Annotated in this window: 19 protein-coding genes; 6 read left to right on the top strand and 13 right to left on the bottom strand. The window is 70.1% G+C overall.

Going from position 1 to position 20,072, the window contains the following annotated elements:
- Positions 1 to 39 precede the first annotated feature (39 nt).
- Positions 40 to 1,611: a phytoene desaturase family protein gene (locus Val02_RS40480; RefSeq protein ID WP_203904644.1), complete on the top strand. Its 1,572-nt coding sequence runs from the start codon at positions 40 to 42 to the stop codon at positions 1,609 to 1,611.
- Between the two features lie 14 nt (positions 1,612 to 1,625).
- On the opposite strand, the gene Val02_RS40475 is transcribed toward Val02_RS40480, so the two are convergent.
- Positions 1,626 to 2,171, bottom strand: a complete 546-nt coding sequence (locus Val02_RS40475) for a TetR/AcrR family transcriptional regulator (protein WP_203904643.1) — start codon at positions 2,169 to 2,171, stop codon at positions 1,626 to 1,628.
- Positions 2,172 to 2,214: 43 nt separating this feature from the next.
- Between Val02_RS40475 and Val02_RS40470 the strand changes: the two genes are divergently transcribed.
- Positions 2,215 to 2,610: a DUF1304 domain-containing protein gene (locus Val02_RS40470; protein WP_203904642.1), complete on the top strand. Its 396-nt coding sequence runs from the start codon at positions 2,215 to 2,217 to the stop codon at positions 2,608 to 2,610.
- Positions 2,611 to 2,614: 4 nt separating this feature from the next.
- Here Val02_RS40470 and Val02_RS40465 read toward each other — a convergent pair whose 3' ends face one another.
- From Val02_RS40465 to Val02_RS40455, 3 genes are all read right to left on the bottom strand, one after another.
- Positions 2,615 to 2,863 carry a hypothetical protein gene (locus tag Val02_RS40465; protein WP_203904641.1) on the bottom strand — a complete coding sequence of 83 codons (249 nt, stop codon included), beginning with the start codon at positions 2,861 to 2,863 and terminating at the stop codon, positions 2,615 to 2,617.
- 339 nt (positions 2,864 to 3,202) lie between these two features.
- Entirely contained in the window at positions 3,203 to 3,868 is a 666-nt protein-coding gene (locus Val02_RS40460) for a 2'-5' RNA ligase family protein (protein WP_203904640.1), read from the bottom strand.
- Positions 3,865 to 4,482, bottom strand: coding sequence for a hypothetical protein (locus Val02_RS40455; RefSeq protein ID WP_203904639.1), 618 nt, complete (start codon positions 4,480 to 4,482; stop codon positions 3,865 to 3,867). Before Val02_RS40455 ends, Val02_RS40460 begins: the two co-directional genes overlap by 4 nt.
- On the opposite strand from Val02_RS40455, the gene Val02_RS40450 reads away from it, so the two are divergent.
- The 3 genes from Val02_RS40450 (at position 4,457) to Val02_RS40440 (ending at position 5,802) form a co-directional block, all read left to right on the top strand.
- A complete protein-coding gene (locus tag Val02_RS40450; RefSeq protein ID WP_203904638.1) occupies positions 4,457 to 4,720 on the top strand; it encodes a hypothetical protein in 264 nt (87 codons plus the stop codon). The two genes, Val02_RS40455 and Val02_RS40450, sit on opposite strands and share 26 nt — an antisense overlap.
- 387 nt (positions 4,721 to 5,107) lie before the next feature.
- On the top strand, positions 5,108 to 5,431 hold the full coding sequence (locus tag Val02_RS40445; protein WP_203904637.1) for a hypothetical protein: 324 nt from the start codon (positions 5,108 to 5,110) through the stop codon (positions 5,429 to 5,431).
- 8 nt (positions 5,432 to 5,439) lie between these two features.
- The gene (locus Val02_RS40440; RefSeq protein WP_203904636.1) at positions 5,440 to 5,802 is read left to right on the top strand and encodes an SbtR family transcriptional regulator; all 363 of its coding nucleotides are present in this window, start codon (positions 5,440 to 5,442) and stop codon (positions 5,800 to 5,802) included.
- A gap of 91 nt (positions 5,803 to 5,893) precedes the next feature.
- Here Val02_RS40440 and Val02_RS40435 read toward each other — a convergent pair whose 3' ends face one another.
- The 8 genes from Val02_RS40435 to dnaE form a co-directional block, all read right to left on the bottom strand.
- The gene (locus Val02_RS40435) at positions 5,894 to 7,048 is read right to left on the bottom strand and encodes a hypothetical protein (RefSeq protein ID WP_239153708.1); all 1,155 of its coding nucleotides are present in this window, start codon (positions 7,046 to 7,048) and stop codon (positions 5,894 to 5,896) included.
- 90 nt (positions 7,049 to 7,138) lie between these two features.
- The gene (locus Val02_RS40430) at positions 7,139 to 8,209 is read right to left on the bottom strand and encodes a winged helix DNA-binding domain-containing protein (RefSeq protein WP_203904635.1); all 1,071 of its coding nucleotides are present in this window, start codon (positions 8,207 to 8,209) and stop codon (positions 7,139 to 7,141) included.
- A 65-nt stretch (positions 8,210 to 8,274) separates the two neighbouring features.
- Positions 8,275 to 8,637, bottom strand: coding sequence for a hypothetical protein (locus Val02_RS40425; protein WP_203904634.1), 363 nt, complete (start codon positions 8,635 to 8,637; stop codon positions 8,275 to 8,277).
- Entirely contained in the window at positions 8,634 to 8,834 is a 201-nt protein-coding gene (locus tag Val02_RS40420) for a hypothetical protein (protein WP_203904633.1), read from the bottom strand. Before Val02_RS40420 ends, Val02_RS40425 begins: the two co-directional genes overlap by 4 nt.
- Positions 8,835 to 8,965: 131 nt before the next feature.
- Positions 8,966 to 12,169 carry a S8 family peptidase gene (locus tag Val02_RS40415; protein ID WP_203904632.1) on the bottom strand — a complete coding sequence of 1,068 codons (3,204 nt, stop codon included), beginning with the start codon at positions 12,167 to 12,169 and terminating at the stop codon, positions 8,966 to 8,968.
- 123 nt (positions 12,170 to 12,292) lie between these two features.
- Positions 12,293 to 14,119, bottom strand: a complete 1,827-nt coding sequence (locus Val02_RS40410) for a glycoside hydrolase family 15 protein (RefSeq protein WP_203904631.1) — start codon at positions 14,117 to 14,119, stop codon at positions 12,293 to 12,295.
- A 24-nt stretch (positions 14,120 to 14,143) separates the two neighbouring features.
- Positions 14,144 to 14,530, bottom strand: coding sequence for a response regulator transcription factor (locus Val02_RS40405; protein ID WP_203904630.1), 387 nt, complete (start codon positions 14,528 to 14,530; stop codon positions 14,144 to 14,146).
- Positions 14,531 to 14,625: 95 nt separating this feature from the next.
- Complete coding sequence (dnaE, locus tag Val02_RS40400) at positions 14,626 to 18,156, bottom strand: DNA polymerase III subunit alpha (RefSeq protein ID WP_203904629.1); 3,531 nt, start codon at positions 18,154 to 18,156, stop codon at positions 14,626 to 14,628.
- 110 nt (positions 18,157 to 18,266) lie between these two features.
- Between dnaE and Val02_RS40395 the strand changes: the two genes are divergently transcribed.
- On the top strand, positions 18,267 to 19,442 hold the full coding sequence (locus Val02_RS40395; protein WP_239153707.1) for an RNA polymerase sigma factor: 1,176 nt from the start codon (positions 18,267 to 18,269) through the stop codon (positions 19,440 to 19,442).
- Here the strand turns inward: Val02_RS40395 and Val02_RS40390 are convergent.
- A complete protein-coding gene (locus tag Val02_RS40390) occupies positions 19,412 to 20,041 on the bottom strand; it encodes a M15 family metallopeptidase (RefSeq protein WP_239153706.1) in 630 nt (209 codons plus the stop codon). The two genes, Val02_RS40395 and Val02_RS40390, sit on opposite strands and share 31 nt — an antisense overlap.
- Positions 20,042 to 20,072 lie beyond the last annotated feature (31 nt).

The raw sequence follows: 20,072 nt of genomic DNA, 5'->3' as shown, positions 1-20,072 counted from the left end.
GGCCGCTTACCCGCGGCGTGGCGGGGTATGCCCTCCACCATGGCGGAGACCGTCGATGCGGTGGTGGTCGGGGCGGGGCACAACGGGCTGGTCGCGGCGAACCTGCTCGCCGACGCCGGCTGGGACGTGGTGGTGCTGGAGGCGACCGACGAGGTCGGTGGTGCGGTGCGCTCCGGGGAGATCACCGCGCCGGGGTATCTGAGCGACCTGTGCAGCGCGTTCTATCCGTTGGCGGCGAAGGGGTCGCCGCTGGCGGCGCTCGATCTGGACATCGAGTGGACGCATTCGCCGGCCGTGGTGGCGCACGCGCTGCCGGACGGCCGGGCCGCTCTTCTCGAAAGGGATCTCGACGCGACGGCCGAGTCGGTTGCCGCGTTCGCCCCGTCGGACGCGGACGCGTGGCGCCGCACCTACCGCCTCTGGGAGTCCGTCTCCGAACCGCTGCTGGAGTCGCTGCTGACGCCGTTCCCGCCGGTGCGCGGGGCGGCCGGTGTGCTGCGCCGGGGCGGAACGGCGGAGGCGCTGCGGCTGGCCCGGCTGTTCCTGCTGCCGGTGCGGGTGCTGCGCGACGAACTGTTCGCCGGCGAGGGCGCGAAGCTGCTGCTGACCTGCCTGGCCCTGCACACGGATCTGTCGCCGGAGGATGCGGCGAGCGGCGGCTACGGCTGGCTGCTGGCGATGTTGGGGCAGCAGTACGGGTATCCGGTGCCGGTGGGCGGGGCGCAGAGGATCACCGACGCGCTGGTCTCACGCCTGGAGCGCAAGGGTGGCCGGATCGAGTGCCACGCGTGGGTCGACCGCGTCGTCGTGGCGAACGGCAAGGCGCTCGGCGTGCGCTGCGGCGACGGCCGGCACTTCCGGGCCCGACGCGCGGTGCTGGCGGACGTTCCGGCGCCGCAGCTGTACAAGGATCTCGTGGGCGTCGATCACCTGCCGCCGCGGATGGTGTCGGACCTGCGCAACTTCCACTGGGACAACGCCACGGTGAAGGTGGACTGGGCGCTGTCCGGGCCGGTGCCGTGGAAGAACCCGGCGGTGGGCCGGGCCGGGACGGTGCACCTGGGCGGGGACCTGGCGGAGCTGTCGACGTTCGCCGGTGACCTGACCGCGGGCCGGGTGCCGGAACGGCCGTTCCTGCTGGCCGGGCAGATGACGACCGCCGACGCCACGCGCTCGCCGGCGGGGACCGAGTCGCTGTGGGCGTACACGCACGTGCCGCGCGACGCTCTCCGTGACGTGCAGGCCCACCTGGAACGGGTCGAGCAGGCGTTCGAGGAGTGCGCGCCGGGCTTCCGGGACCTGATCGTCGGCCGGTACGTGGCGGGGCCGCGCCAGTTGCAGCGGCACAACCCGTCGCTGTTCGGCGGTGCGATCAACGGCGGCACGTCGGCGGCGTTCCAGCAGCTGTTCCTGCGGCCGGTGCCGGGGCTGGGCCGGGCGGACACCCCGGTCGACCGGCTGTACCTGGCGTCCTCGAGCGCGCACCCCGGTGGGGGAGTGCACGGCGCCCCGGGTGCGAACGCCGCGCGTGCGGCCATGGCGCGCGCCCGCCTGCTCACCGGCGACGCGTACGCCGGACTGATCCGCGGCGCGCACCGGTTGGTGTACTGAGCGCCGGACCGGTCTCAGGCCCAGGTGTCGACCTCGGCGGCGGTGTCGCGCGCGAGGTGCGCGGCGGTCGTGCGGGACAGGCGCGCGGTGGCGAGCAGGCCGATCAGGGCGCCGGTGAGCAACTCCGCCCGGCGCCCCGCGCACTCGCTTCCCGCCAGTGCGTTCTCGAACGCGCGCCGCACCCGCAGGCGGTACTTCGCGCCGGCCGCGCGGGCCGCCTCGTCGTGCGGTCCCAGTTCGGTGATGGTGTTGACCATCAGGCAGCCGAGGTATGGCGGAAGCTTGGTGAAGCCGCGGAAGTAGGCGGCGATCGTGGCGGGGCCGGCGTCCGGGGCCTCCAGGGCAGCGAGCCGCGGGATCGCCACCTCCTCGAGATAGTTGTCGAGCGCGAGCGCGAACAGCTGCCGCTTGCCGCCGAACGCCTGATACAGGCTGGACCGGTTGAGCCCGGTGACGGCCTCGAGGTCGTTCAGGGAGGTGGCCGCGTAGCCGTACTGCCAGAAGCGGTCGCGCGCGGCGCGGATGGCATCGGCCGTATCGAACGTCTTCTTTCGTGGCACGGCTCTCCTTGACGTATTGAACTGATCGGTTCAATATAGCCCGGTGCTTACTCTAGCCGCTGTCGCCGTTGTCGTCGCGTCCCTGCTCCACATCGCGTTCTTCGCCATGGAGAGCCTGCTCTTCAGCCGCCCGGCCGTGTGGCGGCGCTTCTCGGTACAGTCCCAGGGGGACGCCGACGCCATCCGGCCCTGGGCGTTCAACCAGGGGTTCTACAACCTGTTCCTGGCGTTCGGCGGGCTCGCCGGAGCGATCGCGCTCGCCATGGACGAACGGGTCGTCGGCGCCACGCTCATCGCGCTCGCGGCCGGCTGCATGGCCGGCGCCGGTGTCGTGCTCATCGCCAGCGGCGGAATGCGCTTCGCGCGCGCGGCCGCGATGCAGGCCGTCCCGCCGCTGGTGGCCGTCGTGGCGCTGGCACTGTCCACAGTGGTCGGCTGAGCCGCTAACGGGAACAGTGCGCCAGCACCAGCGTCACCGCGGCATCGTGGTAGGTGGCGAGCGCTACCGGTTCGATCGGATCCACCTGCCGGCGCACGGCATCGCGGTAACGGTCGGGCAGGCGCTCGACGGGTAGGTCGCGCAGCATCCGTTGCAGGAACCCGGCAGCCAGGTACGGGCGGCCCCGATAGGCGTAGTGGGCCGGAAAGCCGCGGTCGATGTAGTCCCGCAGCGCGTCGAGCGCCGAGATCATGGGCGCCACATTCGACCATGAGCGCCGCCACATGTCGCACAAACTGTCCCACCGCCGCGGCGCGGAAGCTGGTTTATCGTGCCGGGGTATGTCGCACTCACCTGCACGGTCCCGCGATGTCGCCGAAGAGTTGATGGTGCAACCGTTGCCCCGCCGCTGGCGGCATGTTCAAGCCGTGGCCGCCAAGGCGGAATCCTTTCGGCCGGCCCTCGGGCACGAGGCCGATCTCGGCGGGCGCACCGGAGATCCGAGCGGCGATCGCGGGAGGCGAGGACACCACACGCCACCGACCGACGTCCACCCCACAGTCGTTCGGTGGCAGGCCGGCAGCCCGTACGGTCACCGCAACATCAGGGACTCGAGCGTCGTCCAGGCATATGCGCGTTCCTGTCGCCGGACGAGCACCAACTCCACCCGGTCGACCGGCACGGTGACGAGCGGCAGAGCGCGCAGCGTCGCGACCCGGGCGACCAGCGGCGCGGCCGGAACGGCTCGGTTGCAGTAGGCGATGCCGACATGCGGACGGAACTCGGCCGCCGGACGGCCCGGGCCGAGAACGCTCGCAACGGCACCGCGCAAACGGTCATGCAGCAGGACCAGTTGTTCCCACGGCGTGACGCTGAATCGCACGGCGCCCGCCGAGCCGGACAACGGCCCCACCCCCAGGTCGAACCGCCGGACGGCCGAGCACTCCGCAACGGCGGCCTCGGCGATCCGTTGCACCTCGGCCGGCGACACCTCGTCGGACCAGCCGATCCTGGGCATTGTCAGATGGATTCCGAACGGCGGGACAGGATCGAGAAAGGGCAGGTCAAGTCGACGTTGGCAGGAGACGGCGAGATCCCGCAGGGCCGGTGAGTCGAAGGTGAGGTACCAGTAGTACGCCTGTCGGCCATCGGTCCACCCTGGACGATCCCAGTGATTCGCCATTCGGGACAGCGCACTGAACCGTCGCCAGTCCTCGTCCTGTGGTGTCGTTCGCGCCTGAACCGGCTCGGCGGTCACCGGTTTCCCGCCGCCCGCAAGGCGTCGGCAGCCTGTCGGACCGCCGGAAGTCCGCTCCATTTCTCTGTGGCCGCGAGGAACTCACGACCGCGCTGGAGTACCGACGTGATCGGACGGTCAGCGGAGATCATCAGCGCCTCCGTCACGAGTTCCGCTCCGCGCTCCGGTTCCGGATGGTCGGCCGTGACGAATGCCGTCGCCATGTCCATTCGCACCAATGACTGACTCCATCGTGACGACGAGGCCTCGAAGACCGGCATGACCTGCGCGACATACTCCCGCACGCGATCAGGTCTCCGCAGCGCGACAAAAGCCGTGGCCGCGTTGGCGGCGGTGCGCGCCGTGCTGTACAGCCCGAACGAGATGCACGGGCTCACTCCGGCCGGCGCATCGAGCCGGTCGGAGATTTCGAAAGCGCGCCCGACAGCACCGTCGACTCCCCGTCGGTCGCCCAGCTTCGCGAGCGCTCGGGCCTCACCGTTGGCCGCGAGCCGAATGATCTGCGAACTGTCGGCTGCATACTGCTGCCCGTCGCGAGCGAGATCGACGGCGCGACGGAAATCGCCGGGCGCGTTGCCGTGGAGGCTGATGACCGTCGAGCAGCCGCTGGACATGCTTGCGTTGCCGCACCACGCGGTGCGCGAGACCGCCCGGACCGGCGTCCTCGTACTCGTCGACAACCAGGTGAATGAATCTGTCGAATTGGTTCAGCGCCTCCTCGTCCGCGTTCGACCCGATGAGCATTTGCATACGTTCGGCGACATCCAGTGGGGACTCCAGGCCATTCGCCATCTCTTCGATCTCGGGGAGGCTCGGACGAAAACCGAGCTGCTGCTCCGAAACGCCGAATAGCTGACACAGGAGCTTTCGGTATCGCGTGTCCGGAAGCTTTCGTTCTCGTTCCCACTTGGACACCATTTGGCGGTCGACACCGAGAATCCTCTTGTGATGCTTCCACGCCAGCGCCGCGAGCTGCTCGGCCACGCCCTGCTGCGTGAGCTTGTAGTGCTTCCTGAAGCGCTGAAGCTGAGCGCCGTACCCGCTGGGCCTCACCAATGCCTCCGCGTGTCCGTGTGTCCTCGAAGATATCGCATCGTACGAAGCCGGCGGCGAATGTTCTGACGCCGGACTACAAAGGGGACTACAGCGCTGATCGCGGCGGCCTACACGGCGGACCCGGATCGTCCAAGCAAATCGGTGTTTGATGGTGGCCTCAGCCGACGTCGTTAGGAGCGAACCATGACCGTGCCGGCCACCCTGCCTTTGATATCCGGCGATTTTGCCCATCCCTCGTGGTGCGATCCCCGATTCTGTGGACGGTCGAACCCCGTTCCCTGTCACCTGAGTGCGCCTCTCCGGATCGCCGAAAACCGGATCGGCGGCGTCGTGATCACCGCGCAGCTCACCTGCGTGATCGACGAACCGTTGGAGACGGCGCCGGTCTCGATCGAAATGGTCATCCGCGACCCGGTCACCGGAAAAGCCGGTCGGTACCTCCTCGACGAAGAGGTCGCTCGTGCTTTGCACGCGACACTCGGCGCGCTCGTGCCGATGACGAGCTGAGGAGCCCGATGGACACCGACGGGAGACGGCTGCAACGGCTGGCGGACCGGGCCGATCATTTGGCGCATGGGTCCGATCCCGGGCGAGCCTTCTTCGACTTCTTCACCGAATTGGTCCACGAGTGCCGCGGAGGAGACTCGTTCGGAGAGGTGGCTCCGGCAGCAGGAAGCGACGCGAACCGCCCCGAACACTTGGTGCTTATCGCGCTGGCCCGCCTGCTCGAACGGGCCCAACGAACCGGCCGCGTCCGTCCCGACGTGAGTGCGCACGAACTGAGGGCGGTCATCGTGGGCACGGGTGCCGCGCTGCGGCACGCCGGTGACGGCGCCCGTGCGCTTGCGATCGTCGTCGACGGCCTCCGCCTCGCCTGATGCTTTCGCCGATCTTGCAGTTGTGGTGCCCGGTGTGTCCGGCTTTGCCCACCACTGTCCCCGCCACAACTGCAAGATCGGCGCGGCGGGTTCAGCAGCGGTTGATGGTCGAGTTCACCAACGTGATGTTGCGGATGACCGTCCCGGTGCCGCACGGGCTCTCGCGGATCGTGTTGTTCGTCAGCGTGAAGTTCTGCAGCGTGATGTTGGAGTTGCCGGGGAACTCCGTGCGCGCCGCCAGTCGCACCTCGCCGCCGCCGCTGATCGTGCCGCCGTTCGTGGCGATGCCGACGTTGTAGCAGTTCTCGACGAGGATCGCGTTGTTGCCGGTGTTGGCGATGTCGACCCGGTCGATGACGGCGCCGCCGCTCTCCGACACGCAGAAGATGCCGCGGCCGCCGCCACGTGCGCGCACCGTGCCGACACGGATGTTCGTGTTGTAGCTGCTGCCGATGCGGCCGTTGCGGTTGGCCATGCGGAACGCCGCGTAGCCCGTGCCGGCGCCGGCGTTCTCCGCGTCGACGGTGCCGACCGTGGCGTTGATCGTCTGGTTGAGGAGCAGGCCGGACTCGCCGACGTTGCGGGCGGTGACGGTGCCGACCGTGAGGCCGTCGACGCCGTAGGTCTCCATCGCGTGCGAACTCGCCCCGGACACGTAGACGGTGTCGACGCGCACGTTGCGGGTCCACTGGCTGGTGTCACCGCGGTTGTCGATGCGCACGCCGAGGCCGCCGGAGAGGCGCATGTCGATGGTGCCGAGCACCACGTTGGTGACGTTCCGCAGAAAAATGCCGTAGATCGGCGCTCCGGTGACGGTCAGATGCTGGATCTCCACGTCGGTGGCGCCTCGGGAGTACAGCGGCGCCTTGTCGCCGCTGCCGGAACCGGTGACGTTGATCGTGCCGCAGACGTCGATGGTCGTGTAGCTCGGCAGGCTGATCCGCGCGTTGGCGGACATCGTGCCGCCCTGCCAGACGACCACGCGCTGCTTGCTGGTGCGGCCGGCGGAGAGGCTGTTGATCGCGGCCTGCACCGCGCTGACCATGTCGGTGCCGGTGTACCTGACGCTGGAGCCGTTGCGGGCGGTCCAGGTGCCGCCGCTGAGGTAGGCCTCGGCGTTGAAGGAGCCCGAGCCGCACGCCGCCGCGGCCTCCGCGCCGGTCAGGGTGGCGACGGCACCGCCCGCCACCAGCGCCGTCGTCGCCGCGACCACCGCGCCGATTCTCCATCCGGGGGAACGTCTCATGGGGGTGACCTCCTGCTGGGGGGTTTCGTGAGGCGCGGACGCTAACGAAACCGGACTGATCACCGCAATGCCGGTCGAGTCATCCCCCGGTCAGTGGCCCGGAGCCGTGAAACTTACGGACCCCTCTGTTCCTGCGAACCTGAGCAGTTCCGCCGCCTCCCGGGTGAGCGCGTCCCGGGCCGCCTCGGTGATCGCCTCGAACGGCGCGAGCACGATGCCGGCACCCGTCATGCTCCACATCCCCCGCACGAACCCGTCGACCAGGAACGTCGGCCGCACCACCGCGCCCGTGATCACCACCCGCCGGTGTGCGTCGGCGATGACCCGCGTCCGATCGGCATGCGCCAGCAGCAGATTGTCGAACTCCGGCACCAACCTGACCGGCGCCGGCGCGTCCTCGTCCGCGAGCGGCGCGTCCGGCAGGTCGTACAGCACGACGCCCGCGGGCGTTCGGTAGCGGCGCAGCGGCAGGCGTTCCAGCACCTCGCGCAGCCGGGTCAGCCCCGACCAGGCCTGCACGTCCCGCGCCGATCCCGGCCCGAACGCCGCCAGATAGCGCACGACGAGCCGTTCGGCGTCGGGTGCGGCCATCGGCCGGCCGAGCCACTCCTCCGCGAGCACGAACGGCGTCGCCCCGAACCGCCCCCACGTCCCGCTCGGCGGCGGATGCACCACCGGCAGCAGACACTGCGCGGACCAGCCCAACGCGAGCGGCTCCACATCGGGCCAGCGTTCGGCGAGCAGCCGGGCCAGCGCCGGGCGGGTGAGCGTCTGCCCGGTCAGGTGCTTGCGTGCCAGCGCCGCCAACTCGACCGGGTCGACGCCGGCCGTCACCCGCCCGAACGCCCCCTGCCTGCCCCGGTCCAGCACCGGCTGGACGGTCGGGCGCAGCCAGGGGTAGTCGTCGTCGGTGGCGATGTGTTGCGTGCCGCGCAGGATGGACGAACGGACCGCTCTTCGGTCGGCGAGGAGCGCGGTGAGGTCGTCCTTCTCGAAGGCCTCGAGCCTCGTCCAGAGGCTTATGTACGGGGCGTTGGACTCCTGGGCCTGGACCGCCACGAGGTGGTGGATGAGGTCGTGCGCGGTCTGCGTGGAACGGGCCAGGAGGTGCTGGCGGGCGAGCAGGGTTCGGTTGAGTCGGCGGGCGGTGAGCTCTTCCACGCGGGCCAGTGTGTCGGGGGAAGCGGCCACCTCCTGACCGCTTCCCCCGATCGATCACGGATGGGTCAGAGCGCCCGGATCGCGACGCTGCCCGGCGGGTACTGCTTGGGTTCGAGCGTCACGACGACGCCGTCGATGGCCTGAGCCGTGTGGATGATGTGCCGGACGACCAGTTCGCCGGGCAGGTTGTGCGACTCGACGGCGGCGAGCCGGTCCAGCGGGACGAGCGTGCCGTGGGCCGGCCCGAGAATCGCCCACCACGCCTCGTCGGTCGCGCCGATGACGTGGTTGGCCTCGGCGACCGCCGCCGAGGGGAACACGCCGAGCGGGGCGCTGGCCCAGGTCTGCTCCCATGCCCGGTAGACGTCCGGATGGGCGTCGAAGAGGGCGACCAACGCGGTGTGGTCGAAGACGAGCGGTTCGATCATGTCTTCTCCCGCTCCGCTCTCTTCTTCTCCGCCCAGAACTTCGCCGCGTATTCGCGGGCTTCCGCCATGGCGGCGTCGAGTTCGGCCGCTCGTTCGGGTGAGACCTCCGGGGGCTTGGACCAGCCGAGGGCCTTGCAGATGGCCTGGACGTGTGGCGGGTACATGGACAGGTCTGGCTGCTGCGTCGAGGTTTCCATGGCGGGCAACGTACACCCTGTCCGTCGATCTGGCTACGCGGAGTGATGGCTCCGTTTCGCACTTTTACCCGTTCGAGTAAGGGATTCGGGGCCCGGACGCTCCCGCGCCGGGCCCCGTTCGTGACGTTGAGTTACCGGGTTTCGTAGGCGTTCAGCAGCGTCGTGGTGACCGTGGAACCGGCCGCGTCCACCGCCTTGGCCCGCAGCGACACGTACCCGGCCCGCGCCGGATGATCGATCACCGCGTTCCACCGGCCGAAGAGTTTGACGACCGGCACGCGCCGCCAGGAGACCCCGCCGTCGAACGACACCTCCACCTCCACGCGCGTCACCGCGGTGGCCCCCGCCTGCCCGGCGATCGTCACCGGCAGCGCCGTGAGGCAGCCCGCGCGCGCCGTGTTGTGCTCATCGACGTTCGGCGCGAAGCCGATCGTGTGCAGCGGCACCGGAGTGTTCGTGCCGGTGTAGGCGTTCGTGAACTCCCACACGGTCTCCCGGCGGGTGGACAGGCGCAGGGCGGGGTCGGACTGCTGGGAGTACCGCAGCGTGTACCTCGCCCGCTCCTGCGGGGTGGCGATGACGGCGAAGCCGCCGTCGCGTTCCTCGACGAGGGTGCCGTTGCGGTACAGGGACATCGAGGCGGCCGTGTAGTCGTGCGTGCCGAAGTTGCCGTCGGCGTCGGCGACGTTGCCCACGCGCAGCCAGAACCCGTCGTCCTTGCGTTCCACCGTCGGGTACTCCGGATACTCCGAGGCGAACGTCGTGTCGAGCACGGCCCGGTTCCAGCGTTCCACAGTGGACTGTCCCGAACGACGCTGCGGTGACGGCCCGCGCAGCCGGGTGACCCACGGCGCGTCCACTGTGGACTCGTAGAACCGCTCCTCCCACGGCAGGTTGCCGGCGTAGTACTCGGTGCGGCCCACCGGCAGCGGCGCGTCGGCCAGCAGGCGCAGCTCGGTCCTGAACTGCACACCCGGCGGTGCCGCCGTGTCCGCCCGCAGCCCGGTCCCGCCCACGGCGTTGGCGTGGTAGACGGCGTGTGCCGTCGCCAACTCCCGGCGCTGCACGTGACGGGTGTACCCGGTGGCCCACGACCCGGTCCAGTACCAGCCGAGCCGGTACACGAACGGGCTGCCGGCGAAACCGCCCGGGCCGTCGGGTCGGGCGAACGCCGCCAGCACCTGCGTCACCACACCGGGGACGTTCTTCGGCCCCAGGTCCAGCGTGAAGAGTGTGCGGGGGTCGCCGGAGAGGCCCGCGATCACCGGTGTCGGGCCCTGGGTCTGCTGCACCTCGATGAGCGCGTCCATCGGGGCGGCCGCCCGTTCGGGGACGGTGAGGTCGAGGCCCTTCGCCTTGCGGGCGTCGAACACCACGTCCACCCGGTCGCGGTCCACCACGAGTCGCGTGTGTGCGGCCACTGTGGACGTTCCGTCGGCGCCGACGATGTACGAGGACGCGAAGTAGGTGCCGTAGGGCAGCCGCAGCGCGGCGGTCGCCTCCTGGGCGCGGACCACCTCGCCGCTGGCCGCGTTCACGAAGAGGTCGAAGGTCTGCTCGGGCGTGTTTCCCTTGCGGTCCAACGCTTTCACGTTCACCGTGGCGGTCGGCCCCTCGCGGTAGACGCTGTACGGCGTCTGCACCGTCACGCCCCCGCCGGTCGCCGTGATGCGGCCGTTGACGAGCAGGGAACCGCCCGGCAGGTCGAGGTCCATCGAGACGTCCACTGTGGACGTTCCGCCGGCCGGCACGGTGACGGAGGAGGCGCTCAGCGACAGCGGGGACGGCGCCGTCAGCGCCAGGGTCAGCGGTGCGCCGCCGCGGTTGGTGTAGGTGATCGTGCGGGTGACCGTCCGCTGCGTGTGCGGGTACGCCTGGAAGCCGACGTTCACCGTCGCGGGGGAGGCCGTCACCGGTTGGTGCAGCGCGCGGGCGAGGTCCAGTTCGCCGGCGCCCTGGGCGTCGAACCCGCTCGCCTCCATCGGGCGGGCCGCACCGGTCAGCGCCGCCTTGCGCTGTTCGGCCGTCCAGTCCGGGTGCGCCTGGGTCAGGATCGCGGCGGCTCCCGCCACGTGCGGCGACGCCATCGAGGTGCCGGTCAGCGGCACGTACGGGTCGCCCTGTTCGCCGGTGGGGTACGCGCCCTCGCCGGCCGTCGAACTGCGCGCCGCCGTGATCTCGGTGCCGGGGGCGCTGATCTCCGGCTTGACCGCGTAGTCCGCGATCCGCGGCCCGGGCAGCGAACTCCAGTCGACGGCGCCGGCCTTGGTGTTGTTCGCGACCGAGAGCGCCGCGTCGGCGGTGGACGGCGAGGCGACCCGGTACGGCGAGAAGAAGTCGAGGTTGCCGGCCGCGATGACGAACAGCGTGCCGTACCGCGCGGTGATGTCGTCGACGGCCGCCTCGATCGGGTCGACACCCGGCTCGTCGGGCGAGCCGAGGCTCATGTTGACGACCTGCGCACCGTTCTCGGCCGCCCAGTACATCGCCTCGATGATCGCGGAGTCGTCGCAGAGGCCGCCGTACGCGGGGTCGTAGAAGCAGACCTTGCCGTCCAGCAACGACGCGGCGGGGGCCATGCCGCGGTACCGGCCGCCCGACGCGGCGCCGGTGCCGGCGACGATCGACGCGACGTGGGTGCCGTGGCCGGCGATGTCGTTGTCGCCCTCGTAGCGCTGGACGAAGTTCTTCCGGAGGGAGACGCGTCCCGCGAGGTCGGGGTGGGTGTCGTCGATGCCGCTGTCGATGACGGCCACCTTCACGCCGGTGCCGTCGAGCCCCTCGGACCAGGCGACGGGTGCGCCGGTGCGCGGCACGCTGACGTCCAGCAGCGGCCGGCGCACGCCGTCGAGCCAGATCTTGCCGGCGAGCATGCCGTCGCGGACGCTCGGCCAGTTCCTCGCGAGTTCGGCGACCGGCACGCGGGTAGCGAACCCGTCGAGCGCCGGCAGCGGCCGCCCGGCCGTCAGGCCCCGGACCGCCTTCGTGTCCTCGACCATCAGCGGCAGTTCGGCGCGCTTGTCGAAGCCGTCCGCCACGAGGCGGGTCACGTTGAACAGGCGGTCGTCGAGGCGTCCGAGCCGCAGCAGCCCGAGCGCGTCCGACGGGACGACATAGGTGCCGCCGTCCTGCCGGAAGCGCAGGAACTGCACGCCGGCGCGGGGTTCGACGCGGATGGTGTCGCCGGTCGCGGTGATCCGGTCGCCGGTGATGAGCGTGAGCACGCGCGGGCTCGCCGACCCGGCAACGGCGGCCGCGGGGTCCACAGTGGACGGAGCGGCCGAGGCCGCGGTCGGCACGCCGCCGAGCAGCGCGGCGACCAGTAAGAGGACCACAAAACTAACAGTGGTAGTGCGCATGGGACCGGACCGTACCGGCGCGTGAGAGTCAGTTCTGTTACGGCGCGGGAACGATCCCTGCCGATGCCCCGGATCGGGCGTCCCCGTACGGGGACGGGGTCACTCGCCGAGCGCCCGGTCCAGGTTGACGGCTGCACTGATCAATGCCAGATGGGTGAACGCCTGCGGGAAGTTGCCCAACGCCTCACCGGCCGGCCCGATCTCCTCGGCGTACAGCCCGACGTGGTTCGCGTAGGTGAGCATCTTCTCGAAGATCATGCGTGCCTCCTTGACCCGGCCGGCCCGCGTCAGCGCCTCCACGTACCAGAACGAGCACAGGTTGAACGTCCCCTCGCCACCCGTCAGCCCGTCGTGACCCGTCATCGCGTACCGGTGCACGAGCGTGTCGGACGCCAGTTCGGTACCGATCAGGTCCAACGTGGACAGGAACCGGGGATCCGTCGGCCCGGAGAACTTCACCAGCGGCATCACCAGCAGCGAGGCGTCCAACTGCTTGCTGCCGGGATGCATCACGTACGCGCCGACGTCCGGATCCCAGCAGGAGTTCTGCACGAACCGGTACGCCGCCGTCGACAGCTTCTTCCACTTCTTCACCGGCGCCGGCAGGCCACGGTCGCGGGCAAGCCGCACCGCCCGGTCGTACGCCACCCACGTCATCAGCGCCGAGTACGTGAACCGCTGCCGCGGCCCGCGCACCTCCCAGATGCCCTCGTCCGGCTCCTCCCAGTGCGCCGCGAGCCAGTCCAGCCGCTTCGACAGCCCCGTCCAGAGGTCGTACGAGATGGGCATCTCGCGGTTGTACAGGTACACCGAGTCCATCAGTTCGCCGTAGACGTCGATCTGCCGCTGGCCGACGGCGTTGTTGCCGATGCGCACCGGCGCGGAGCCCCGGTAGCCGGACAGGTGATCCAGCACGATTTCCGGGATGTGGTCGCTGCCGTCGACGGCGTACATGATGGAGACGTCGCGCTCCAGCGAGGCCGTCTCGCAGCGTTTCTGGATCCAGTCCATGAAGGCGGCGGCCTCCTCGAGAAAGCCGAGCCGCATCAGCGCGTACACCGTGAACGCCGCGTCGCGCAGCCAGCTGTACCGGTAGTCCCAGTTGCGCGCGCCGCCCAGTTCCTCCGGAAGGGACGTGGTCGGAGCGGCGACCAGGGCGCCGGTCGGGTGGTACACCAGCAACTTGAGGGTCAGCGCGGAGCGCTGCACGGTCTCCCGCCACCGCCCGCGGTAACGCGACTGGGCCAGCCACCGCTGCCAGAAGTCCGAGGTGCGGGCGAAGAGCTCGTCCGTCTCGCCGGTCCGTAGCGGGCGGACCTCGCCGTTCCACTCGAGTTCGATGTCGAGCGTCTCGCCCTCGTCGAGCGTGAAGCGGGCGATGACCCCGCCCTCGTCCTCCTTCAGCGGAACGTTGGCGCGCAGGACCGCCCGCCCGATCGCCGACGTGAACACGGCGCCGACCCCGTCGACGATCTCCACGGTGTGCGGGATCCGGGCGTAGTCGAAGCTGGGGAAGCACGCGAGGTCGAAGGTGGCCCGGCCGCGCACCGCACGGGCCTGCCGCACGAGCAGGTCCCGTGGTGCCGCGGTGCCGCTGGTCTCCGGCACCATGAAGTCGATGACCTCGCCGACGGCCTCCGCGCCGAGAAAGCGGGTCACGAGAATGTTGGTGTCCGGCAGATAGAGCTGCTTCGAACGGGTCCTGGTCCCGCAGGCGAGGCCGAAGTAGCCGCCCTTGCCGGCGTCCAGGAGGGCGGCGAAGAGCGCCGGCTTGTCGAACCGGCCGGGGCAGTACCAGTCGATGGTGCCCTCCGTGCCGACCAGGGCCACGGTGCGCAGGTCACCGACGATTCCGTGTTCCTCGATCGGCAGGTACCCGTAGGACTGGTCGGTGTCACGGCCCGCGGGCGGGAAGAGGGCAGCCATGCCTCTTCATCGTCAGGCTGTTTGTTACAGGGACGTTGCGCTTCGGCGACGCCGCTGGACCGCGCCGACGAGGCCCGGCAGTTCCCGCACGCTGAACGGCTTCAGGATGTAGTCGTCGGCCCCGGCCTCGTAGCCGCGTTCGATCGCCGCCGGGTTGCTGGCCGCGGTGAGCAGCACGATCGGCACGTCCGCGGTCGCCGGGTTCGCCCGCAGGCGGCGGCACACCTCGATGCCGTCGGTGTCCGGCATCATGACGTCGAGCAGGACGACGTCGATGCCGCCGTTCTCGGCGAGCGCCAGCGCGGTCCGCCCGTCGGGCGCGGTGAAGACCGTGTAGCCGGCCCCCTCCAGCTTGAACGCGGCAAGATCCCGCAGGTCGTAGTCGTCGTCGGCGTACAAAACGGTCGTCATACGACCAGGGTGCCCATGGTCACGCCGCAGGTCGAGGCCCGCAACCGGTAAGCCCCCCGAGGTACCCGAGCTGCCACCGGGCCGGCGCAAAAACTCTATTGAGGAAGGGAGCTGGGGCCCAGGAGTGCCTTGATGTCGCCCTTCAGCGCGGTCGTCGGGGCGACCCGGAAGGGGCCCAGGCGCAGCAGGGTGGTGCGGCTGCCGTTGACCAGGCGCAGGTGCACCTCGGCCTGGCCCGGGTGGCTGAGCAGCACCTCCTTGAGCCGGTCGACCACGGGTGGCGTGCAGCGGTTGACCGGAAGGGACACCGTGAGCGGGCGGGACTCGTCGGCGGCCGTGATGTCGGGGAGCTGCATGTCCATCGCCATGATGCGCGGCGTCTCGTCGCGCCGGTCGATGCGCCCCTTGACCACCACGATGGCGTCCTCGGCGATGTAGGGCCCCACGAGCTCGTAGGTGTTGGGGAAGAAGAGCGCCTCGACCGCACCGGCCAGGTCCTCCAGCGTGGCAGACGCCCACGCCTTGCCCTGCTTGGTGATTCGCCGCTGCACCCCGGTGAGCATGCCGGCGAGCGTGACGACCGCCCCGTCCGGCACCGAACCCTCTTCGGACAGCGCGGCGATCGGCGTGTCGGCGGCCTTGGTCAGCACGTGTTCCAGGCCGAAGAGCGGGTGGTCGGAGACGTACAGGCCGAGCATCTCGCGTTCGAACGTGAGCAGCTCGCGCTTGTCCCACTCGGTCTGCGGGATCGGCGTGAGGGGGACCGCGCCGGTGTCCGCGTCGTCGCCGAAGACCTCGCCGAAGAGGTCGAACTGGCCGGCGGCCTGGTTCTTCTTCAGGCTCGCGTACGAGTCGATCGCGTCCGAGTGGATGGCGAGCAGGCCCTTGCGCGGGTGCCCCATCGAGTCGAACGCGCCCGCCTTGATGAGCGATTCGATGGTCTTCTTGTTGCAGGCCACGGCGTCCACTTTGGACAGGAAGTCGTGGAAGTCCTTGTACGGCGCGGCTTTGCGGCAGCGCACGATGGCGTCGACGACGTTCTTGCCGACGTTGCGCACCGCGGCGAGGCCGAAGCGGATGTCCTTGCCGACCGGGGTGAACGGGCCGGCCGACTCGTTGACGTCCGGCGGGAGCACCTGGATGTTCATGCGGCGGCACTCGGACAGGTACAGCGCCATCTTGTCCTTGTCGTCACCGACGGAGGTGAGCAGACCCGCCATGTACTCGGCCGGATAGTTCGCCTTGAGGTACGCCGTCCAGTACGACACCAGCCCGTATCCGGCGGTGTGCGCCTTGTTGAACGCGTAGTCGGCGAACGGGACGAGGATGTCCCACAGCTTCTGGATGGCGTCGTCGGGGTACCCGTTGGCCTTCATGCCGTCGCGGAACGGCACGAACTCCTTGTCGAGCACCTCCTTCTTCTTCTTGCCCATGGCGCGGCGCAGCAGGTCGGCCTTGCCGAGGCTGTAGCCCGCGAGGACCTGCGCGGCGCGCTGCACCTGCTCCTGGTAGACGATCAGGCCGTAGGTCGGGCCGAGGATCTCCTTGAGCGGCTCCTCCAGCGTCGGATGGATCGGAACGATCTCCTGCTGGCCGTTCTTGCGCAGCGCGTAGTTGGTGTGCGAGTCGGCACCCATCGGGCCCGGGCGGTACAGCGCGAGCACCGCGGAGATGTCCTCGAAGTTGTCGGGCTTCATCAGCCGCAGCAGCGAGCGCATCGGCCCGCCGTCGAGCTGGAACACGCCGAGCGTGTCGCCGCGCGCGAGGAGTTCGTAGCTGGGCTTGTCGTCGAGGGGCAGCGACAGCAGATCGATCTTGATGCCGTGGTTGGCCTCGATGTTCTTCAGCGCGTCGTCGATGATCGTCAGGTTGCGCAGCCCGAGGAAGTCCATCTTCAGCAGGCCGAGCGTTTCGCAGGTCGGGTAGTCGAACTGCGTGATGATCGCCCCGTCGGCGTCGCGGCGCATGAGCGGCACGTGGTCGATCAGCGGCTCGGCCGACATGATGACGCCCGCGGCGTGCACACCGGTCTGGCGGATCAGCCCCTCGAGGCCCTTGGCCGTGTCGACGACCTTCTTGACGTCGTGATCCGACTCGTAGAGCTGCCGGAACTCCACGGCTTCCGCGTAGCGCGGGTGCTTCGGGTCGAAGATGCCCGACAGCGGGATGTCCTTGCCCATGACGGCCGGCGGCATCGCCTTGGTGATCCGGTCGCCGACCGCGAACGGGTACCCGAGCACCCGCGAGGCGTCCTTGATGGCGGCCTTCGCCTTGATCGTCCCGAACGTGGCGATCTGCGCGACGCGGTCCTCGCCCCACTTGTCGGTGACGTAGCGGATGACGTCGCCGCGCCGGCGCTCGTCGAAGTCGATGTCGATGTCGGGCATCGAGACGCGCTCGGGGTTGAGGAACCGTTCGAAGATCAGCCCGTGCGGCAGGGGATCCAGGTCGGTGATGCCCATCGCGTAGGCGACCAGGCTGCCGGCCGCCGAACCACGGCCCGGGCCGACGGCGATGCCCTCGTTCTTGGCCCACATGATGAAGTCCGACACGACGAGGAAGTACGCCGGGAACCCCATCTGCAGGATGACGCCGATCTCGTACTCGGCCTGCCGGCGGTGTTCCTCGTCGTAGCCGCCCGGGAAGCGGCGGTCCATGCCGGCCCACACCTCTTTGCGGAACCAGGTCTCCTCGGTCTCCCCCTCGGGGACCGGGAACCGGGGCATGAGGTTGCGCTCCTTGAACATCCCGTCGGTGTCGACCCGTTCGGCCACCAGCAGGGTGTTCTTGCAGCCCTCCAGCCACAGTTCGGAGGAGTCGACGGCGCGCATCTCGTCGGCGGTCTTCAGGTAGTAGCCGCTGCCGCCGAAGCGGAACCGGTTGGGGTCGGCCACGTTGCTCGCGGTCTGCACGCACAGCAGAACGTCGTGCGCCTCGGCCTGCGACTCGTGCGTGTAGTGCGAGTCGTTGGTGACGACCGGCCGGATGTTGAGCCGCTTGCCGATCTCGGTGAGGCCGTCCCGGACCCGGCGTTCGATGTCGAGGCCGTGGTCCATGATCTCCAGGAAGTAGTTCTCCTTGCCGAAGATCTCCTGGTACTTGGCGGCCGCCGCGAGCGCCTCGTCGAACTGGTCCAGCCGCAGCCGGGTCTGCACCTCGCCCGAGGGGCAGCCGGTGGTGGCCATCAGCCCGTCGGAGTACTCCGAGATCAGTTCCTGGTCCATCCGCGGCCACTTGATGTAGTGGCCCTCGAACGAGGCCCGCGAGTTCAGCGCGAAGAGGTTGTGCAGGCCCGTGCGGTTGCGGGCCCAGATGGTCATGTGCGTGTAGGAGCCACCGCCGGAGACGTCGTCGTCCTTCTGTTCCGGCCGTCCCCAGCGGATCCTCTTCTTGGTGAACCGGGACTCGGGCGCCACGTACGCCTCGACGCCCAGCACCGGCGTGATGCCGGCCGCCTTCGCCTGCTTGTAGAAGTCGTACGCGCCGTGCATGTTGCCGTGGTCGGTGATCGCCACGGCCGGCATCCCGAGCCGGTTGGCCTCGGCGAACATCTCCTTCAAGCGGGCCGCTCCGTCGAGCATCGAGTACTCGGTGTGCACATGCAGGTGCACAAAGGAGTCGGCCATGGTGTGGACCATCCTTCGGCGTCGGGCTGGGTGACGAGCCAGCCTATCGAGCCGCCGAGGGCGATGTCCCGGGTGACACTTACAACATCGATTTGTGGCACGCTCGCCCCGTGGAACAGGTGTTACGCGAGGCGACCCCGCATGTACTCGGTGCACTGGTGCGCCGGTACGGACACTTCGACACCTGCGAGGAGGCGGTCCAGGAGGCCCTCCTCGCGGCCGCCGCGCAGTGGCCCGAGGAGGGCCTGCCGGACAACCCGCGCGCCTGGTTGATCACGGTCGCCTCGCGCCGCCTGATCGACCGGTGGCGCAGCGACCAGGCCCGCCGCAACCGCGAACTGGCCCTCGCCGCGCAGGCGCCGGTCGAGACCGAGGTGCCCGACCGGGACGACACGCTGACGCTGCTCGTCCTCTGCTGCCACCCCGCGCTGACGCCGGCGTCACAGATCGCGCTGACCCTGCGCGCCGTCGGCGGGTTGAGCACGGCGCAGATCGCGGCGGCGTTCCTGGTACCCGAGGCGACCATGGCGCAGCGGATCAGCCGTGCGAAGTCGAAGATCAAGGAGGCGGGGGCGACCTTCGGCGCGGTCGGGCAGCTCGGCGCGGTCCTGCACGTGCTGTACCTGATCTTCAACGAGGGCTACACCGCGACCAGCGGCCCCGACCTGCATGTCGGCGAACTGACCGGCGAGGCGATCCGGCTCACCCGCGAGGTGCACCGGCTGCGCCCCGACGAGGGCGAGGTCGCCGGCCTGCTGGCGCTGATGCTGCTGACCGAGGCCCGCAGCGCCGCCCGCACGACGCCCGATGGCACCCTCGTCCCGCTCGCCGACCAGGACCGCACCCGCTGGGACCGGGCGATGGTGGACGAGGGCATCGACCTGATCACCCGCACCATGGCGAACGCCCCGATCGGCCCGTACCAGCTCCAGGCGGCGATCGCGGCCGTGCACGCCGAGGCGGCCACGGCGAAGGAGACCGACTGGCCGCAGATCGTGGCGCTCTACGAGGTGCTCGGCCGGCTGGCGCCCAACCCGATGGTGTCGCTCAACCACGCGATCGCCGTCGCGATGGCCGACGGGCCGGAGGAGGGGCTGGCGCTGCTGGCGAAGCTGGGCGAGGACGACCGGCTGAAGGGCCACCACCGCCTGGAGGCGACGCGCGCCCACCTGCTGGAGCGGGCCGGCGACCTGGACGCGGCGCGGGCCGCCTACCGGACCGCGGCCCGCCTCACGACCAGCCTCCCCGAGCGCCGCTACCTGTCCGAGCGCGCCGCCGGCTTGTAGGCCCAGTGCCACGGCTCCCGCGGCGTGTCGGCCCGGAAGCCGAAGCGGGCGGCGTTCGCCTGCATCCAGGCCTGGGCGCGGTCACCCAGGTCCAGGTCCACCGCCATGCCCCAGCCGTGATCGCTCGTTCCGGGCACCGCCGCCAGGCCGCCGTTCTTGTACAGCCCCTTGCGGCGCGCCACGTCGACCTGCTCCGGATAGGAACGGTACGAGTCGGAGATCCCGATCTGCACGCCGTTGCGACGGGCCGTCGCCATCAGCTGTTCCAGGGCGGTGGCGGCCGGGGCCCAGAGCCGGTGGCCGGTGCTCCCGACCGGTGCGAGGGCGTTCATCGGGATCTTGCCGTTGCCGTAGGCGGCGAGCGCCGCGGGCACACCGTCGCCGTTGAGGCCGCCGACGCCGCGCGCGCCGAACCCGTCGAGGTTCATCTGCGGCGCGTAGTCGGAGGTGGCGTTCGTCTCGTAGAGCGCCTGGGCGTACTTGGTGGGAAAGGTGCCCAGGTCGGGGATCACCCCGTGCGGGGCACCGAACGGCGCGGGCGCGAGCCCCTGCCCCACCATCGCGAGCTTGGCGCGGATCTCCGCGATCCTGGTCTCCACTCCCGGCAAACCGTCCACGCCGCTGCCATCG

This window comes from Virgisporangium aliadipatigenens (assembly GCF_016863615.1).
Lineage (GTDB): Bacteria > Actinomycetota > Actinomycetes > Mycobacteriales > Micromonosporaceae > Virgisporangium > Virgisporangium aliadipatigenens.
The sequence above is the reverse complement of the archived record's forward strand: the minus strand, read 5'-3'. Positions and strand labels throughout refer to the sequence as shown.

Excerpts from the sequence above, each read along its gene's own strand:
- Val02_RS40480 (WP_203904644.1), top strand. The coding sequence starts at position 40 with ATGGCGGAGACCGTCGATGCGGTGGTGGTCGGGGCGGGGCACAACGGG.
- Val02_RS40465 (WP_203904641.1), bottom strand. The coding sequence starts at position 2,863 with ATGATCTCGGCGCTCGACGCGCTGCGGGACTACATCGACCGCGGCTTT.
- Val02_RS40450 (WP_203904638.1), top strand. The coding sequence starts at position 4,457 with ATGACCGTCGAGCAGCCGCTGGACATGCTTGCGTTGCCGCACCACGCG.
- Val02_RS40455 (WP_203904639.1), bottom strand. The coding sequence starts at position 4,482 with ATGTCCAGCGGCTGCTCGACGGTCATCAGCCTCCACGGCAACGCGCCC.
- Val02_RS40445 (WP_203904637.1), top strand. The coding sequence starts at position 5,108 with ATGACCGTGCCGGCCACCCTGCCTTTGATATCCGGCGATTTTGCCCAT.
- Val02_RS40440 (WP_203904636.1), top strand. The coding sequence starts at position 5,440 with ATGGACACCGACGGGAGACGGCTGCAACGGCTGGCGGACCGGGCCGAT.
- Val02_RS40435 (WP_239153708.1), bottom strand. The coding sequence starts at position 7,048 with ATGAGACGTTCCCCCGGATGGAGAATCGGCGCGGTGGTCGCGGCGACG.
- Val02_RS40425 (WP_203904634.1), bottom strand. The coding sequence starts at position 8,637 with ATGATCGAACCGCTCGTCTTCGACCACACCGCGTTGGTCGCCCTCTTC.
- Val02_RS40420 (WP_203904633.1), bottom strand. The coding sequence starts at position 8,834 with ATGGAAACCTCGACGCAGCAGCCAGACCTGTCCATGTACCCGCCACAC.
- Val02_RS40410 (WP_203904631.1), bottom strand. The coding sequence starts at position 14,119 with ATGGCTGCCCTCTTCCCGCCCGCGGGCCGTGACACCGACCAGTCCTAC.
- Val02_RS40405 (WP_203904630.1), bottom strand. The coding sequence starts at position 14,530 with ATGACGACCGTTTTGTACGCCGACGACGACTACGACCTGCGGGATCTT.
- dnaE (WP_203904629.1), bottom strand. The coding sequence starts at position 18,156 with ATGGCCGACTCCTTTGTGCACCTGCATGTGCACACCGAGTACTCGATG.